This is a genomic window from uncultured Aquimarina sp. (assembly GCF_947492115.1).
Classification (GTDB): domain Bacteria; phylum Bacteroidota; class Bacteroidia; order Flavobacteriales; family Flavobacteriaceae; genus Aquimarina.
Genome location: NZ_CANLMM010000008.1, coordinates 63,312 through 80,698 on the forward strand (window position 1 = coordinate 63,312; position 17,387 = coordinate 80,698).

Here is a 17,387-nt window from a genome sequence, read left to right on the forward strand (position 1 = left end):
TTTATAGACATTCAGGCGCTATGTCTACAAAGACGTTCCTTAGAAAATGAATTGTTACTATCGTTTTTTCTTTTTTATAGAAAAATTAACAGATTTTTTTCACAATCGAATTTTTGGAGGCACTAACGATTATCTTGTTTTTTTAACTAAGAAATACACCAAACACAAAAGTAGTACTGCAACTAATCCGATCCACAGCATCCATAAATCATTAGATTGTGGCAACAATGTTCCTGTATCTCCGATAAGGATCATCGATGCCCAATAGTGTGGTGATGCTTCTGCATCGGTATTGCTTTGTAGATAATTTAGTTTTGCCGTTCTTAAGGCTGCTGATTTGGTTTGTCCTTCGCTTAGGTTTTTATAAAAATCAGCTGTGATCGTAGCAGTAGCTTTATCATTGGTACTCCATAAAGATGGAATGACCGTATTAGCACCAGATTTAAAAAAACCTCTGGCAAGACTCAAAACACCTTCGCCACGGCTTATTTTTCCTAAAGATGTATTGCATGCACTTAATACTACCAACTCTGCCTGACTTTGCAATAAATTAAGTTCTAAATCCGTGAGTTTCGAATTTCTAAACGCAATCCATGGTGCAATAGAGTCCGATGCATCTGCATGTGTAGCAAGATGTAGGATTTTATAATCTTTGATCTTTTTAATAAAGTTTTCTTTGGTAGCTTCTTGATCCAATAATAAATCTCCATTATAAAATGCATTCGCCGCCGTAATCTCTTTGTTACTGTTTTGTAAAGGTGTAAGTTCTTGTTTGAAGTTTACAGGTGCAATACCCAAAAAATCCTGCGCTGCTGTTCTGGATATCTTAGCATTTTGCTGTTGGAAGGTAAGTGAAAAAGCATAATCAATTTCGCAATCTTCGATGAGATAAGTATTATTATCTAGATTAGTTACCAAGGCTTCAAAAGGAATCATACCAAGCATGTGATCAGGTATGATAGTTACTTTTTTGCCTTTGAGCACTGCTCTTATTTCTTCTGGAAATAAAGATTTGTAGATATCATTGGATGTTTTTTTATAAGTAATAATATTCTCTGCCGTAGTAAAAGGTTGGTTTAAGAGTTTTCTGAGCGTTTTGATATTATCAATTAAGGTTTTTATATTGGATATCTTAAACATTTTTTGACTATCCTTAGCAAAAACTAGCATATATGCATGAGGAAGTTCTCCTGCTCTTCTCTCTGCCATGGCATATTGAATAATGATTTCATTTTCTGGAACTTCTACTTCTGATAGTTCTAATATTTTGGGTATTTTATTATTAGAAACATCATCAGGATACTTGGCGCTTAAAGAGTCTTTCAATATGCTATATTGTTCTTTTTCTTTATTGAGAAGTTTTATTAAAGAATCCTTGTCTTTATCAATAGCAATTAGCACTTTACTTTGTAAATCTTCTATTGCATTTTTATAGTTAACTTTATTGGATAATATTTTGTGAGGTAACGATGTACTTTGATCATTCATCGTAAACATTAATAAAACTGCCTTGCTTTTTTCCATTAAATAAAAAGCTGTCTCCAAATCATTTGTTTGATGACAAGCTTCTAATCCCATAATATTTATTTCTGATTCTAGATCTCTTGATAATAACTTGGTGTCATAAGAAAAATCTTCAACTGTCATATAGTTAATTAAAGAATCACTTAATCTAACAGTTTTAAGTATTTCTGCGTAAATATCATCATTGTTTTCAAGCTTTACTTGTTTTAAATAGTCAACTATTTTAAAATAGAATAATTCTATGATATCTTCTTTATTATTGGAAGTTTGCAATGATTTAGATTCAGGAGTCCAGGATTCAATAGATCCTTGATAGTTTAAAATATCAGCGAGTGATTTTTGATAGAATTTTTGTGCTAGATTATAGTTTTCTTGTTTGGAAGCTATAAATGCTAATCCTAAAAAATAGGGAGCTCTTAAATCTATACTATCATCTAAATAATCTAAAGATTTTGCGAAACAATTATTAGAAGCCTCAATTTTGTTTAATTCCAAATTCGAAAATCCCATATTAATATAACTTATTCCAATAGATCTTTCGTTATTTAATTCCAATGCCTGTTTTAATGCTTCTTTGAAATAGTGTAGAGCCTTTTCGTGATTAAGGAAGAAATCTCGGGTATACACAGCCCCTAGATTTAGATTTACCGAATATAAATCTATTAATTTCGGTTTCTTTTGAGTTTTAATCAAAGAATCAGCAGCTAATAAGTGATGTAAACTTTTATTAGCATTGTTTACTATTTTTTGGCTAGAATAAGCTTCAGATATTCGAATATGATTTGTTATGATTCTCTTTTTATCCTTTTCTGGATGATATAATTCAAAGGCTTTTGAGTAATGTTCAACTGCTAGATGAGGATCTTCTAGTTTCTTATAAATTACACCTAGTCTTGTATACGATAGTCCATTAAAAATAGTACTTTCCTTTATGTTAAGCATATTTTCATAGGCTTGTATTGCTTTAGTATATTTTTTTTGAATTGTATAATAATTTCCAAGATTCACATAACTTCTTTTTAGTAATTCTGGATTGAAAGGTGCTGCTTTCTTTCGTGCTGCTATTCCTGTTTCTATAATTTCAATACCCTTATCCCATTGATTTTCACGAACCAACCATTTTGCTAATTGATGTGCATCTGATCCTAACTGCGTATAGTTTTTAGTTTTTTTATAATACGTAATTAAAGAATCATATAAATGAATATTACCGTAATCATCTTCCGGATTCAATTGATGAATAGAATCCAAAGCAGATGAAATTTGTTGTGCATTACAAATTAATGTAGTCAACCATAAGAAAAAATAAAGTATAAGATTTCTTATCATACTCGGGTTATTCTTTTGTAAACGTACAAGCTTAATGCAATCGCTGCGATAATCCCAAATCCTAACAAAAACATCCATAAATCATTAGATTGTGGCAACAATGTTCCTGTATCTCCAATAAGGATCATTGATGCCCAATAATGGGGTGATGCTTCTGCATCTGTGTTGTTTTGTAGATAATTTAGTTTTGCAGTCCGTAAAGCTGCCGATTTGGTTTGCCCTTCGCTTAGGTTTTTATAAAAATCAGCAGTGATCGTAGCAATCGCCTTATCATTGGTACTCCATAAAGATGGGATCACGGTATTAGCACCCGATTTAAAAAAACCTCTGGCAAGACTCAGAATACCTTCGCCACGGCTTATTTTTCCTAAAGAGGTATTGCATGCACTTAATACAACTAATTCTGCCTGACTTTGCAATGAATTAAGTTCTAAATCCGTGAGTTTCGAATTTCTAAACGCGATCCATGGAGCTATAGAATCCGAGGCATCTGCGTGCGTAGCGAGATGTAGGATTTTATAATCTTTGATCTTTTTAATAAAGTTTTCTTTGGTAGCTTCTTGATCCAATAATAAATCTCCATTATAAAATGCATTCGCCGCCGTAATCTCTTTGTTACTGTTTTGTAAAGGTGTAAGTTCTTGTTTGAAGTTTACAGGTGCAATACCCAAAAAATCCTGCCCTGCTGTTCTGGATATCTTAGCATTTTGTTGTTGGAAGGTAAGTGAAAAAGCGTAATCAATTTCGCAATCTTCGATGAGATAAGTATTATTATCTAGATTAGTTACCAAGGCTTCAAAAGGAATCATACCAAGCATGTGATCAGGTATGATAGTTACTTTTTTACCTTTGAGCACTGCTCTTATTTCTTCTGGAAATAAAGATTTGTAGATATCATTGGATGTTTTTCTATAGATGGCAATGTCCTCTGCCGTTTTAAAAGGTTGGTTTAATAGTTTTCTGAGGGTTTTGATATCTTCAATTAATATATCGACATTAGAGATCTCAAACATTTTTTGTGTATCCTTAGTAAGTGTCATTACATAGGCATGAGGTAAAGCTCCAGCTGATCTTTCTGCCATAGAATATTGTATGATCACTTCATTTTCTTTAACTGAAACCTCAGAAAGTGGTAAAATTTTTGGGGTTTTACTAGGTTTACTATATTCAGGGTGTATTAGTTCAATAGAATCTTTAAAGCGAGTATATCGTTTTTTTATCTTTTTAATTGTTGTAGTGAATGAATCTTTTTCACTATCTACAGCAAGTAACAGTTCATTTTGTAGTTTTTGGATTCTACGCTCGTAATTTGCTTTTTTAGATGCAACATCCGTAGGTAAAGCTATAATTTGTTGTTGAATATCATTCATTAGTAACACCGCTTTGCTTTTTTCCATCAAATAAAAAGCATCATTTAGGTTATCAGTGTGCAAACAGGCTTCTAAGCCCATATTATGAAATTCAGAACCACTATCCCTTGCTTCTAATTTTGTGTTAAAAGAAACATCCTCTTGGATTATATGGTCTACTAAGGAATCACCTAGTTTTATCATTCTTAATACAGTATCGTATACCTTTAAGTTTTTACCTTGTTTAGCCTGTTTAAGGTAATCACGTTTACTAAGGTATAATAGATTAAGAATAACCTCTTTGTGATTGGAATCTGTAATATCTTTTAAATTTAGATTCCAATTTTTGATATCTTTAATTTTTAAAATTTGTTCAATTGATTTTTTATAGTTCAATTGGGCATCAGAAAATTTCTCTTTTTTAGCATTGGATCGAGCCTTACCTAAATAAGCAATTCCTTTTAAATAATTATTTTTCTGGCTCAAATCAATAGCTTTTGCAAAGTAATCTTCGGATTTTTTAAAGTTTTTAGAAAGTAAATAACAGTTTCCTAAATTAATGTAACAACCTATTATAAATCTTTCATTTTTCATTTCTTGGGCATATTTCAACGCAGTTTCAAGATGAAATATGGCCTTTTTTTGATTTGGAGTATTGGTGTCGTTTAAATAAAAAACTCCTAATTCTAAATGAGGTGTGAATAAATCCGATAAACTCGGTTTTTGAAGAAGGTTCGTTAGCGAATCAGCGGATTTAATGTGATTAAAAAGGACTTTAATGTTAGGATCTTGTTCTTGATAACCATACATTTTTATTTGTCTGTAAACTGAAGCAATCTTATAATGAATTTGAATTAATTTCTTATGATCATTTTTAGTTTGATATATGGATAATGCTTTGGAGAAGTAGTCAATAGATCTAAAGGGATCTTCAAATCTGTTGTAAAGTTCTCCTAGTTGAAAATAAGCAATTTCATTAAAAATTGAAGTTTCTTCCACTGCTATCATACTAATGTATGTTTTCATGGCGTTTTTATATTCCCTTTTTACATTATAGTAGTAACCTAGATTTCCATAACTTCTTTTTAATAATTCAGGATTAAAAGGAACTGCTATTTTTCTTGCTGCTATACCAGTTTTTAATACTTCAATCGTTTTGTCTAATTTACCTTCTCTGGATAGCCATTTGGCTAATTGATGTGCATCCGATCCTAATTGAGTATAATTCTTTGTTTTTTTATAATGAGCAAGTAGAGAGTCGTATAGATGGATATTACCATGATCATCTTCTGGATTTAATTGATGAATAGAATCTAAGGCAAATGATATTTGTTGTCCTGATATAGTTAGAGGTAGTGAAAAATAAAATAAAAAAGCCAAAAGAGACCATAATATTGATCTCTTTTGGTTGATAGTGTTTCTTTTATAAAGTATCCTCATCGCTAATCACAAATTAAGCAGGAGTTTTCATCATTATCAATAATTATGATATCTGTATCCTTCACAAAGATGGGTACGTCTGCGCAATCTCCATACCTCTCAATATCATCGCCAAGGAATAATCCGTCATCCGCTGTTATAGTTTCATCTGGGTTAAGTTCCTCTCTATTTATTGTAGTATTATCCGTTTCTCCTCCTGTTCCTGGAGCTCCACAGCCTTTACAAAGCACAAACCATTCGTCAACATAATCACAACCGTTATCAAAAACTACATAAAAGTCATCGAAAATTTGAGTACCTATGTTGTCTGCATGAGAAACTCTTTGTTGGTAAGTTGTTCCAATAGGATGTCTAACAAAGAATGACGTATACCAATCTATTTCTCCAATGGGTAATATGTCAATTCCCTTTTTAGATTTGCTTCTAAAATGTACTGCATTTTCAGGTATATTGTTTTTTACCTTTGTTGGGCTTTCTTCTAGAAGTACTTCTTCTTGTTCTGTAGAACAGCTTTGTATTCCAATTACAAAAACTGCAACTATCAATAGTAATGTGATTTTTTTCATTTTTAAATGTTTTTTGTTTTCATTATTCATTAGTATATTCCCCGAACCTAATAAATGTTACTACGCGAAAGTAAAAAAAATTTAACGTTAAAGATCTCTTAATGTCTATAAATGAAAAAGATCAACTAAAACTTCTCGTAGCGGGTGATAAAAAAGTTATACAAGATTTGTATGTAAACCAATTCCCCAAAATAAGAAGTTTTATATTAAAGAATAATGGTACCATTAGTGATGCAGAAGATGTTTTTCAGAAAGCTTTGATGCAATTAATTGCCAGATATCGGGTTAAAGAATTCGCTGTTGAAGGTTCGTTTAGTGGGTATTTCTATGTGGCCTGTAGAAATTTATGGCGTAGAGACCTAAATAAACAAAAACGGATAGTAACAAATAATGAGATTGTTGAACGTGATAAAGAAGCAGAAGACTTGACCATGGGAACACTGGAACAGGAAAAATGGGAATTGTTTCAGGAAAAACTAGCCGAGTTATCTGATAACTGTAAGCAATTGTTACAAATGTTTTTTAACAAAGTACCCTATAAAGAAATTGTAGAAAAACTTGGTTACAACAGTGATAATGTGGTAAGACAACGTATTTTTAATTGTAAGTCACAGTTGACAAAATTGATTAAAAAAGATAGTAGATTTAACCAAATCAAAGAATTATGAAGGATTATCCGATAGAAATTGATGATTACCTAAGTGGTAATATGTCAATATCAGAACAACAAGCGTTCGAGGAAAGACTTCGCACAGATGCAGCACTTGCTCAAGAATTTAAATTGCAAAAAGAGATGTTTGCAATGTATGGAAATGAAAGTTGGGCAGAAGGGGATGAAGACATATTAAAGACAGATCAGGCAAAACAATTACAGTCTTTTTTTAAGAGTGATGAAGCTTCAGATATAAAAGCTACCATCAATGAAGTGATCACGGAAAACCGAACCAGTGTAAATTCTAGAAGATTTTGGTTTATTGGTATTGCAGCATCTATTGCGGTATTACTTACAGTTTCTTTATTTGTTTTTAAGGATAGGAATTACGAAGAATTATATGCTTCGTACATACATTTAGATGAAATACCTTCTCTTGTAACCAGAGGAGAGGATGCCCACAAATTATTGGAAGAAGCTCAATTGTTATTCGAAGCTCAAAAATATGAGGAGGCCACTCAATCTTTTTCAGAATACCATCAAAAAGAAGCTACAATAAACCCGTTAAGTTATATTTATAATGGTATTGCTTACATAGAACTGGGTGAATTTGACCGTGCTTTAGTACAGTTTAAGCGGTTGGAAGATTCAAATACTTTGCAGGCTAAAAAGGCAAAATGGTATCGCGCTTTAGTCTTTTTAAAACAAAAAAATAAAACAAAACTTAAACAGACATTGCAAACTATCTTAGATAATAATAGCAATTATAAATATAAAGAAGCACAAGAATTATTGGATATGATTGATTAGCCAATATTTTGTTATATGAGAATGCTTTAAAAGCGTATGAATTCCATAGGATTATGTTGCTAAACAATCGACTGTTTTATAGGATAAAAACTACCTAATTACCTATCTTTGCAGCTCAAATTTTAACAAGCTTAAAAATACGCAGTTATGCAAGACGGATTATACGCAAAATTTAATACTACAAAAGGAAGTATCCTTGTGAACCTAGAGTATAAAAAAACTCCAGGAACGGTTGGAAACTTTGTTGGTTTGGCCGAAGGAAACATGGATAACCAAGCTATTCCACAAGGAAAGCCTTATTACAATGGATTAAAATTTCATAGAGTAATTCCTGATTTTATGATTCAAGGAGGAGATCCACAGGGAACAGGTGCTGGTGGACCTGGTTATAAATTTGATGATGAAATCCATCCAGATTTAAAGCATGATGGACCAGGAGTATTATCTATGGCAAATGCAGGACCAGGAACTAATGGAAGTCAGTTTTTTATAACACATGTAGAAACTGCTTGGTTGGATGGTAAGCATACTGTTTTTGGAAAAGTAGTAGAAGGACAAGATGTTGTGGATACCATTGCACAGGGAGATACTATTGATTCTTTAGAGATTTTGCGAGTAGGAGCAGAAGCAGAAAATTTTAATGCTGTAGAAACTTTCAGACAGTTTAACGGTGCTAAAGCTGAAAGAGAAGCTGCTGCTAAAAAAGCTGCAGAGCAATTACTAGAAGAGGTTGCTGCTGGATTTGATAAAACAGAGAGTGGTTTACGATATAAAATCATTCAAAAAGGAGATGGTGTTCAGGCAGAAAAAGGAAAGACAGTATCCGTACACTACAAAGGAAGTTTGACAGACGGAACTGTTTTTGATTCTTCTTACAAACGCAACCAGCCAATTGATTTTTCATTGGGTATGGGACAAGTAATTCCTGGATGGGATGAAGGAATCTCATTATTACAAGTAGGGGATAAGGCTCGTTTTGTAATACCACCATCATTAGGATATGGAGAGCATGGTGCAGGTGGTGTTATTCCTCCAAATGCTACACTTATATTCGATGTAGAATTGATGGCTGTGAAATAGCATAATTTTTAATAGTTTGACTATAGAAAAACCTCTGAAAATGTATTCAGAGGTTTTTTATTTTCTTCTAGAAAGTTGACTACCCTACATAAAAAAGTCACTTTAACTCATAATTAACACTTGATTTGAAGTGTCAAATGTTAATTTCCTTTCTAAAATTTGGAAGTTTTTCCAAAAAGAGTAAACTTTCCCGTCTATAATTTAGATATTTACAACCCTTTTTGGGATAATAAACCAATAAAGAAACCCCGATTTTGGATAGTTATGAAGTGGATACTAATCGTTTTTTTAACATTTTGTTGTATAAATTACTCTTTTACACAAGATAATAATGAAGCCATGGCAGCTATCAGAGACCAGATAGAAATTATAGATAGCTATATGGAATCTGATGTTTTTTCTCTGGATCCAGAGGAATTTTTAGATCAAATAGCAGATCATGGAGCAGAGCTTAATGGATATTATGAGCATGAACGCCTAAAGAAGATTATTCGTAAGATAGGAATGCCTAATGCGATGGTGATTACTGTGTTCTATTTTTGGAATGATCAACTCATACATGTAAACTACAAACAACGTCAGTATATGGAAACTAAAAATGCTGATGGTCTTGTAGTCATGGATTATTCTAATGCGTTTACCAAATTTGAATCAAAACACTTTTTTGATAAAGGAAGCGAAATCTATAAAGTAGTTTCTGGAAATGCTGTAAAAAATATAAAGCCAGAAGAAACCTTCGTTTCTTATAGTTTGCGAATGAAAGCCTTATTGGATAATAAGTTCAAAAACAGAAATACGTATGAAGCGTTACAAGGGAAATGGGTAAATGTTCAGTTTCCTGATGAGCATATGATTTTTGAAGAAACTATACGTTTTAATTTTAGGGATGGAAAATTTCTGAAACGGTTAAAAGTAAAAATAAAGGATGATGTAATGTATTGTTCCTCTCCAAAAGATCAGTATGTTTATCGATATGAAATCGAATCTTTGAACGCTGTAGAATTGGTAGTAAAAGATTTGCAAGATGCATCTGCAAGTTTAGTTTTTTATAAAAAAATCGAATAAATGCTATGAATCTTCAATACCCTATAGGGCAGTTTGAGTGTCCGTCCAAAATAACAACAGAACATATTACAAATTGGATACAGGATATAGAAGACTTACCAAGTAAAATAGAGACGCTTGTTGCTGATTTTAGCGAACAACAATTAGAAACTCCTTACAGACCAGGGGGCTGGACAGCAAGACAGGTAATTCACCATATTCATGATAGCCATCATAATGGCTATATCCGTTTTAAATGGGCTCTAACCGAGGAGAATCCTGTAATAAAAGCTTATTATGAGGATCGATGGGCAGAATTGTTCGATACCAAATCTGCTCCAATTTATCTCTCGCTAGATATGATTAAAGCATTGCATGCGAAATGGGTGTATTTTTTAAAAGGATTGTCTTCAGAAGATTTAGAGAAATCATTTATTCATCCCGAAGGAGATGTTGTTATCTCGCTAGCAGAAGATATTGGAATCTATGCATGGCATGGTAATCATCACTTGGCACATCTTCAGATTGTTGCGGGAATTGAAATGTAAAAGGTTGTTATTACTGCTTCCATTTTATATTACAGCCTATACTAGGTTTTTGAACTTCGGAAACGGTTGCATTGCGCAATACGGCATCTAAAGCCTGTCTAAGATCACGACCGTTCACTGGAATTCCATTTCCAGGTCTAGAATCGTCTAGCTGACCACGATAGATCAATTTTAATTCTGAATCAAAAAGGTAAAAATCAGGCGTGCAAGCAGCATCATAAGCTTTTGCTACTTCCTGATTTTCATCATATAAATATGGAAACGAATAATTATTTTTCTGTGCGGTTTTCCACATAAATTGCGGAGCATCTTGAGGATAGTTTTCGATATCATTACTACTAATAGCAACAAAACCAAAACCCTGTACCCGATAATCGTTGGCAATTCTTACAATTTCTTCGTTTACATGTATTACAAAAGGACAATGATTGCAAATAAACATGATTACAGTACCTCTTTCACCTTTAATATCATCTAGAGAGGTTGCATTATTAGTAACAGCATCAACAAGGGTAAAATCAGGAGCTATCGTGCCTAATGGAAGCATATTAGAAGGTGTACGTGCCATAATCTTTGTTTTTATGAAGTTTCGAAATTACAATATTATACTTTATAAGTCTAAAAATTATTATCTTAGTTACATTTCAAAATATAAAATTATGAGAACTTTAGAAACTTGGTTTGCGGAGTATGCTGTAAGTCATCAAAATAAAACAAATATCCTTATACATTTTATTTGTGTTCCAGCTATTTATTTTTCGATCGTAGGACTTTTAATGAGTATTCCTAATGGATTTTTAGCTTCTGTAATCCCAGGAAATAACCAGTTTATAGAAAACTGGGCATTTGTAGTATTACTATTTGTGCTGTTCTTTTATGTAAGATTATCAGTAAAAATGGCATTGCAAATTTTGATTTTTTCCGCACTCTGTATCATTGCTAATTATTATATAGGTCAATATGCTCCCTTATGGATGGTTTCTTTAGGGATTTTTGTAGCGGCATGGTTAGGTCAGTTTTACGGACATAAATTAGAAGGGAAAAAGCCTTCTTTTCTTAAGGATCTTCAATTTTTACTGATCGGTCCAGGATGGGTTATCCAAAAAATGTTCGGGAAAAAATAATATGAATTTACAGGATTGGAAGAATTCAGGATTATATTTTACTTATAAAAATCATGAAATTTTCTACAAAAAAGAAGGTAAAGGAGATCCTTTAATTCTAGTTCATGGTTTTCCGACTTCTTCCTGGGATTGGCATAAAATCTGGGATCGTTTAGTTGATAGTTATCAGGTTTATGCAATAGATATGTTAGGCTTTGGTTTTTCATCTAAACCTGAAGAATTTGTTTATACAATAGGTGCTCAGGTAGATATTTGGGAAGCGTTTTTACTTTCTGAAGGGATTTCTTCATTCCATATTTTGGCTCATGACTATGGAGATACGGTGGTTCAGGAAATGTTGGCCAGAACAAGAGAGAAGGATGCGTATCCTTTGAATATTAATTCTGTTTGTTTTTTAAACGGGGGTATGTTTCCCGAAACTAATTTTCCTACACTTACGCAGAAATTATTACTAACACCACTAGGAGGTTTGTTGAAGTATTTTATGGGACGCCATACTTTGGCTAAAAATTTTAAAAAAATATTTGGAAAGAAAACTCAGGTTAGTGAACAAGAAATTGATGACTTTTGGGAAACGATAGCCTATAATTCTGGTAAAAATGTAATCCCAAAGCTTATTAAGTATTTAAAGGAACGAAAGGTTTATAAAATCCGTTGGCGAGAAGCTTTACAATATACAGATATTCCGAAAAGACTAATTAATGGAGGTGTAGATCCGATTTCCGGGAAGCATATGGCAACGTTCTACAAGGAGAATATTGCTGATGCAGATGTGGTAATTTTAGAAACTATTGGGCACTATCCTCAAACAGAAGCTCCTAATGAAGTGTTGCATCATTATTTAGAGTTTAGAAATAGCTTACCGTAACACTTCGTAAAATAAAAGAACTTATTTTTACTATCGAAATATGTATAGTAATATTAAGGTTGTCCAAGTCTAAAAGACTTCATCCGCCAAACGGCACTTAAAAACTGCTCTGTCTAATAGTATTTGTTAGATGAAAATGTGAACGTTATCACATTTCATCACTAAAGAATATAGCATTCATTAGTAATTTATTGGTGCCATACCAAAATGCTCTGAAATTAGTATTGTCTGTAAATAAAATAGTATTTCCTCTACCTAAACTTTGATGTCTAAAGGGAACTGTGCTTGCTAATGAGTCTAAATTCTTCTTACTAATATATCCGCTTAATAAAGGAGATTTGGTATACTGAATGGGATTATTGTAGCTCTGCTTATCAGGTTTGATGAATAATGTAGTATTCCTGAAAAGGGAAATTTTATTATTCTTGTAACCAAAGTTGATAGGATGAGATCTGTCTGTTTTTGCTTCAAAAATAGCACCACCAATTACTTGCGCTCCGAAGAAATCTCTTTGTTGTTCGAAAGAGATATTTTTAGCATCATTTTCAGGTTTAGAAAACTCAATTTTCATGAGCTCATTGTTCTTAAAAAACTGTGCGGCATTTCTATATCCAATGAGAGTTCCTCCATTTCTGATCCAAGTTTTTATTTTGTCGATCACATTCTTACTCATGCTTTGATTCCAGCTGTTTGGGAGAATGATATGAGTATATCTGGATAACCCTCTTCTTTCTAAAGATTCTGTATTTAGTTTTGTAAGCGGGATGTTATAACGTTGGTCCATTACATGCCATATTTCTCCAGCGTCATAAGGTGTAATTCCATTTCCTGTTAACAATGCTATTTTTGGTAAACTTAATGCTCTAAACTGACTACTTCCTAGGTCTATTCCTGAAGTTAAACCGGTTGAAACTCCAGTGATATCCACATGATTTTCTGCGGCTAGCTGTTGTAAAAATGTATGGAGTTCGTCTGCACTTAGTCTTTGATTCTGAATAGGAATCATTATAGTTCCATAGTCGTAGTTCTTGTTTTCTACAGAAAAAGGTGTCATTCCTACCTTAGCTCTTAATCCTTTACGAAGAATCTTATATAAAACCGCTGGAGTATAGTACTCATGCCATTCCATAAGATAGGCATAGTTACTTTTTGCAATTACCGTAGGTTTTCTAAACTCCAAATTTGTAACTTCATTACCTAATTCTGTAGTAGAAGCTCTTTCGCTAAAATCCAAATTAAAAGCTAGTGGGAATGTCCAAGCAGACACATCATAAAATAGACTGTCTTGGAACTTAGTGCGTTTCTCGAACATAGCTTTGATCAAGCGACTTTGCTTTTGATTTTTTGGTACTACATAACTATATCCTTTTTTGAATTTTTTACCATTAGAAGAGATATCATTTTTTAATTCATAAAATGAAACTTGATGTCTTTTTAGGATTTCGGCTAGGTGATATGCAGAGGCTGCATCTTTTTCGTTTCCGAAAAGATAAGCGCCATTTTCTGCTTCTCTGCGCGCGTTAGAGTAGAAGTTTTTTTGATATTGCAATAACTCAGTACGCATAGATTTGGCAGCTTCTAAGGTCGATAACATCGCGGTAAACTGATTTCTAATGGTAAAAGGAAATGTTAGTATTCCGTTGTCACTTTCCTGAGCATGACCACGAGAACTCCCTTGTTCGAATAAAATACCTATTCCTCCATTGATATCAGGAAATGTAGATCCTTTTCCGTAGTAGAAGTCATCAAAATTTTCTTCGGTATAGTATAAAGACCCAATTTTATTTAAAGCATCTGCATGGTAGTTGCCAATTTTCTTTGTGAGTTCCTGATTTAATTTTGGTGTTAATGGATGGGTTCTTGATTGTATTCCTGGTTGAAAGAAAAACGTGCTATTTGTTCCCATCTCATGATGATCCGTTAAGACGTTAGGATACCACTTATGAAAAGTAGCTATTCGAGCTCTAGATTCTGGTAATTGTACAGGCAACCAATCACGATTCATATCAAACCAGTAGTGATTCGTTCTTCCTCCTGGCCATACTTCGCTATATTCTCTATCCTGTGGATCAGGATTAATGTTTTTACTTTTGTTGGTATTCGCCCAATAAGAAAATCGCTGCAAGCCATCAGGGTTAAGAGATGGGTCGAATAAAATAACAACATTTTCTAAGAGCTCATCAATTTTTGGTCCTTGGGCAGCAGCAAGATAATACGCTGCTACTAAACCTGCGTTAGATCCACTTGGTTCATTACCATGAATAGAAAGTCCTTGGTATACAATAGCGGGCATCGATGAGATATCTTTTGTGTTAGAAGTACTTGTTGTAAGTTCTAGATGTTCTTTTCTAATCTTTTCTAAGTTCTGATGGTTTTTCTCTGAAGTAATGGTTAGAAGAATAAGAGGTCTGTCTTCAAAAGTTTTTCCGCGATCTTCAATAGTAATTCTAGATGAAGCTTTTGCTAAACTTTTCATGTACTCCACCAACTTATCATGTGTAACATGCCATTTACCGGGAACGAAACCTAAAATACTCTGTGGAGTGGGAATGTTAGGGTTATAAGATACATCTTTTGGTAAATAATAGTCTAACGAAAGATTTTTTTGAGCAAAAGAAGAAAGTGATAAAATTGAAAAAATGATAGATAAGAAGTACTTCATAGGAATGATATCTGCGATTGTTGAGTTTAATGCTGTCGAAAATAAAAAAAACCGCTTCAGAGATTGAAGCGGTTTGCATAAGTTTAACATAACTTATTGCTCTTATATATCGTCAAAGCTTACATCTGTAAAACTTTCAGTAGAAGCAGTAACTTCTTCATTAACCGAAGCGGATACCGCACTGTGGTCATAAGACTTCTGATAATCTCTTTGATGTCTCTCACTGATTACTTCTTCACCTTTTTCATTAACGATAAAATCGGTCATTTCATTTAATATCTCAGTGAATCCAGCAAAATCTTCTTTGTATAAATAGATCTTGTGCTTTTTGTAATGAAAAGATCCGTCATCGTTAGTGAATTTTTTACTTTCTGTAATAGTAAGATAATAATCCCCTGCTTTTGTCGATCTTACATCAAAGAAATAGGTTCTTCTACCTGCTCTTAAAACTTTTGAGAAAATTTCCTCTTTATCCAACATTTCATTATCGCTCATAATCCTTATTTCTTAATTAATTAGTCTGTTACGATGGAATCAAAAATCCAAAAAAATTGTTAATCGTACAACAAAATATCAAATTTCTTTTTCGCTAAGCTGTTTTAAATACAGTTCTTTGTAGTATCCATCGACCTTTAATAGTTGATTATGAGTACCTTTTTGGATAATTTTTCCTTCGTCTAGTACGATTATTTTATCCGCATTTCTAGCTGTAGAAACACGATGACTTACGATAAAAGTAGTCTTATTTTTAGAAATTCTATGAAGATTATTCAGAATTTCTTCTTCTGTTTCTGTGTCTACTGCAGACAAACAATCATCAAAAAGTAATATCGATGGATCTTTAATAATTGCTCTGGCAATAGATACACGCTGTTTTTGTCCGCCGGATAAAGTTATTCCACGTTCACCTAATACCGTATCATATCCTTTACTGAATTCTACAATGTTTTTATGAACCGCTGAGTTTTTTGCAGCTTGGATCACATCATCATCAGAAGCGTCTGTTTTTCCAAACTTAATATTGTTTCTAATAGAGTCGCTGAATAAAAATGCATCTTGTGGTACATATCCAATCGAGGATCTTAAGTCGATGAGGTTTAATTTTTGAATAGGAGTATTGTCTACTTTTATTTCTCCATGACTTACATCATATAACCTTCCTAATAAATCCAAAATAGTTGATTTTCCAGATCCTGTTTTTCCAATTATTGCAATGGTTTGGCCAGAATTGATAGAAAAGCTAATATTTTTTAAAGCTGTAATATTTGTGTCATCATAAGTAAATGAAACGTCATCAAATACGATATTACCAGTAATTGGTGTCTCGGTAGTTACCGTATTCGTAATTTCTGGTTCTTGGCTTAAGAACTCATTAATTCTTACCTGCGATGCTTCTGCTTGTTGAATAATTGAGGTAACCCAACCAACAGTGGCAACTGGCCAAGTGAGCATATTTACAAAAATGATAAACTCCACAATGATTCCCAGATCTTTTATAGTACCATTAATATACTGTTGACCTCCAATATAGATGACTAAAAGATTACTTACTCCGATAAGAAGTACCATTAATGGGAAAAATAGCGCCTGAACTTTAACCAGATCTATATTTTTTTCTTTACTAGTATTAGATAACTCTGTGAAGTTGGTCAACGTTTGAGTTTCTATTCCATACGCTTTAATGACCGAAATACCGCTAAAAGATTCTTGCGTAAATGTGGTTAGTTTTGATAAATACTGTTGTACGATAGTACTCCGCTTATGAATAGCTACACTAAGTTTATAAATAGAAATAGATAAAATAGGTAATGGCGCTACGGTATATAATGTTAATTGTGGAGCAATTGTAATCATATAGCCAATTACTACTACAAATAATGTTATTGTGTTTACGCTATACATAATCGCGGGACCTACATACATTCTCACTTTGGAAACATCTTCACTAATACGATTCATCAAATCCCCAGTTCGATTTTTTTTGTAAAAATTCAGAGACAAAATTTGATAATGTTCGAATACTTCATTTTTTAAATCGAATTCTATAAATCGAGACACAACGATAAAAGTCTGCCTCATTAAAAATGTAAAGAAAGCTGCAATAAGAACCGAACCAAGAATTAATAAAATGTTAGTAATCAATCCCGATTTTACTTCGTTGATATCCGTAATGCTATGGTTGATATATTGCTCTACTATTTCTACAGAGTCTCCTACAAATTTAGGAACAGCAACTGCAAAAATTCTGGCAATAATGGTAATGAATAAACCGATGATGAGTCGATATTTATATTTCAGGAAGTACTTGTTCAGATGCTGTAATGCACGCATAAAGTATTGATTTTTAGAAACTCAATTATTAACAAATTCTTAAAATTTAACAACAAAAAA

14 protein-coding genes are annotated in these 17,387 nt (G+C 32.8%); 7 read left to right on the top strand and 7 right to left on the bottom strand.

Features of this window, described 5'->3' with window-relative positions; translation table 11 throughout:
* Positions 1-129: 129 nt before the first annotated feature.
* The 3 genes from Q1A73_RS20115 to Q1A73_RS20125 form a co-directional block, all read right to left on the bottom strand.
* The gene (locus Q1A73_RS20115; RefSeq protein WP_299609325.1) at positions 130-2,853 is read right to left on the bottom strand and encodes a CHAT domain-containing protein; all 2,724 of its coding nucleotides are present in this window, start codon (positions 2,851-2,853) and stop codon (positions 130-132) included.
* Entirely contained in the window at positions 2,850-5,582 is a 2,733-nt protein-coding gene (locus Q1A73_RS20120; RefSeq protein WP_299609327.1) for a CHAT domain-containing protein, read from the bottom strand. Before Q1A73_RS20120 ends, Q1A73_RS20115 begins: the two co-directional genes overlap by 4 nt.
* 62 nt (positions 5,583-5,644) lie before the next feature.
* A complete protein-coding gene (locus tag Q1A73_RS20125; RefSeq protein ID WP_299609330.1) occupies positions 5,645-6,208 on the bottom strand; it encodes a hypothetical protein in 564 nt (187 codons plus the stop codon).
* A gap of 101 nt (positions 6,209-6,309) precedes the next feature.
* Here Q1A73_RS20125 and Q1A73_RS20130 point away from each other — a divergent pair, with 101 nt between their 5' ends.
* From Q1A73_RS20130 to Q1A73_RS20150, 5 genes are all read left to right on the top strand, one after another.
* Entirely contained in the window at positions 6,310-6,876 is a 567-nt protein-coding gene (locus tag Q1A73_RS20130; protein ID WP_299609333.1) for an RNA polymerase sigma factor, read from the top strand.
* Positions 6,873-7,670 (top strand): hypothetical protein, encoded by a 798-nt coding sequence (locus Q1A73_RS20135; RefSeq protein WP_299609336.1) that lies wholly within the window; start codon positions 6,873-6,875, stop codon positions 7,668-7,670. The genes Q1A73_RS20130 and Q1A73_RS20135 overlap by 4 nt, the downstream gene beginning before the upstream one ends.
* A gap of 147 nt (positions 7,671-7,817) precedes the next feature.
* Positions 7,818-8,750 carry a peptidylprolyl isomerase gene (locus Q1A73_RS20140; RefSeq protein ID WP_299609338.1) on the top strand — a complete coding sequence of 311 codons (933 nt, stop codon included), beginning with the start codon at positions 7,818-7,820 and terminating at the stop codon, positions 8,748-8,750.
* Between the two features lie 339 nt (positions 8,751-9,089).
* Positions 9,090-9,815 carry a hypothetical protein gene (locus Q1A73_RS20145; protein WP_299609341.1) on the top strand — a complete coding sequence of 242 codons (726 nt, stop codon included), beginning with the start codon at positions 9,090-9,092 and terminating at the stop codon, positions 9,813-9,815.
* Positions 9,816-9,820: 5 nt separating this feature from the next.
* Entirely contained in the window at positions 9,821-10,342 is a 522-nt protein-coding gene (locus Q1A73_RS20150) for a YfiT family bacillithiol transferase (RefSeq protein ID WP_299609343.1), read from the top strand.
* Positions 10,343-10,352: 10 nt separating this feature from the next.
* On the opposite strand, the gene Q1A73_RS20155 is transcribed toward Q1A73_RS20150, so the two are convergent.
* Entirely contained in the window at positions 10,353-10,910 is a 558-nt protein-coding gene (locus Q1A73_RS20155) for a thioredoxin family protein (protein ID WP_299609345.1), read from the bottom strand.
* 91 nt (positions 10,911-11,001) lie between these two features.
* Here Q1A73_RS20155 and Q1A73_RS20160 point away from each other — a divergent pair, with 91 nt between their 5' ends.
* Both Q1A73_RS20160 and Q1A73_RS20165 read left to right on the top strand, forming a co-directional pair.
* Positions 11,002-11,466, top strand: a complete 465-nt coding sequence (locus tag Q1A73_RS20160) for an Mpo1-like protein (protein ID WP_299609347.1) — start codon at positions 11,002-11,004, stop codon at positions 11,464-11,466.
* Position 11,467: 1 nt separating this feature from the next.
* Positions 11,468-12,334 carry an alpha/beta hydrolase gene (locus tag Q1A73_RS20165; protein WP_299609349.1) on the top strand — a complete coding sequence of 289 codons (867 nt, stop codon included), beginning with the start codon at positions 11,468-11,470 and terminating at the stop codon, positions 12,332-12,334.
* A 148-nt stretch (positions 12,335-12,482) separates the two neighbouring features.
* On the opposite strand, the gene Q1A73_RS20170 is transcribed toward Q1A73_RS20165, so the two are convergent.
* The 3 genes from Q1A73_RS20170 to Q1A73_RS20180 form a co-directional block, all read right to left on the bottom strand.
* The gene (locus Q1A73_RS20170; RefSeq protein ID WP_299609351.1) at positions 12,483-14,996 is read right to left on the bottom strand and encodes a M14 family metallopeptidase; all 2,514 of its coding nucleotides are present in this window, start codon (positions 14,994-14,996) and stop codon (positions 12,483-12,485) included.
* A gap of 102 nt (positions 14,997-15,098) precedes the next feature.
* Complete coding sequence (locus Q1A73_RS20175; RefSeq protein ID WP_299609354.1) at positions 15,099-15,491, bottom strand: PUR family DNA/RNA-binding protein; 393 nt, start codon at positions 15,489-15,491, stop codon at positions 15,099-15,101.
* A gap of 78 nt (positions 15,492-15,569) precedes the next feature.
* The gene (locus Q1A73_RS20180) at positions 15,570-17,327 is read right to left on the bottom strand and encodes an ABC transporter ATP-binding protein (RefSeq protein ID WP_299609357.1); all 1,758 of its coding nucleotides are present in this window, start codon (positions 17,325-17,327) and stop codon (positions 15,570-15,572) included.
* Positions 17,328-17,387: the final 60 nt, after the last annotated feature.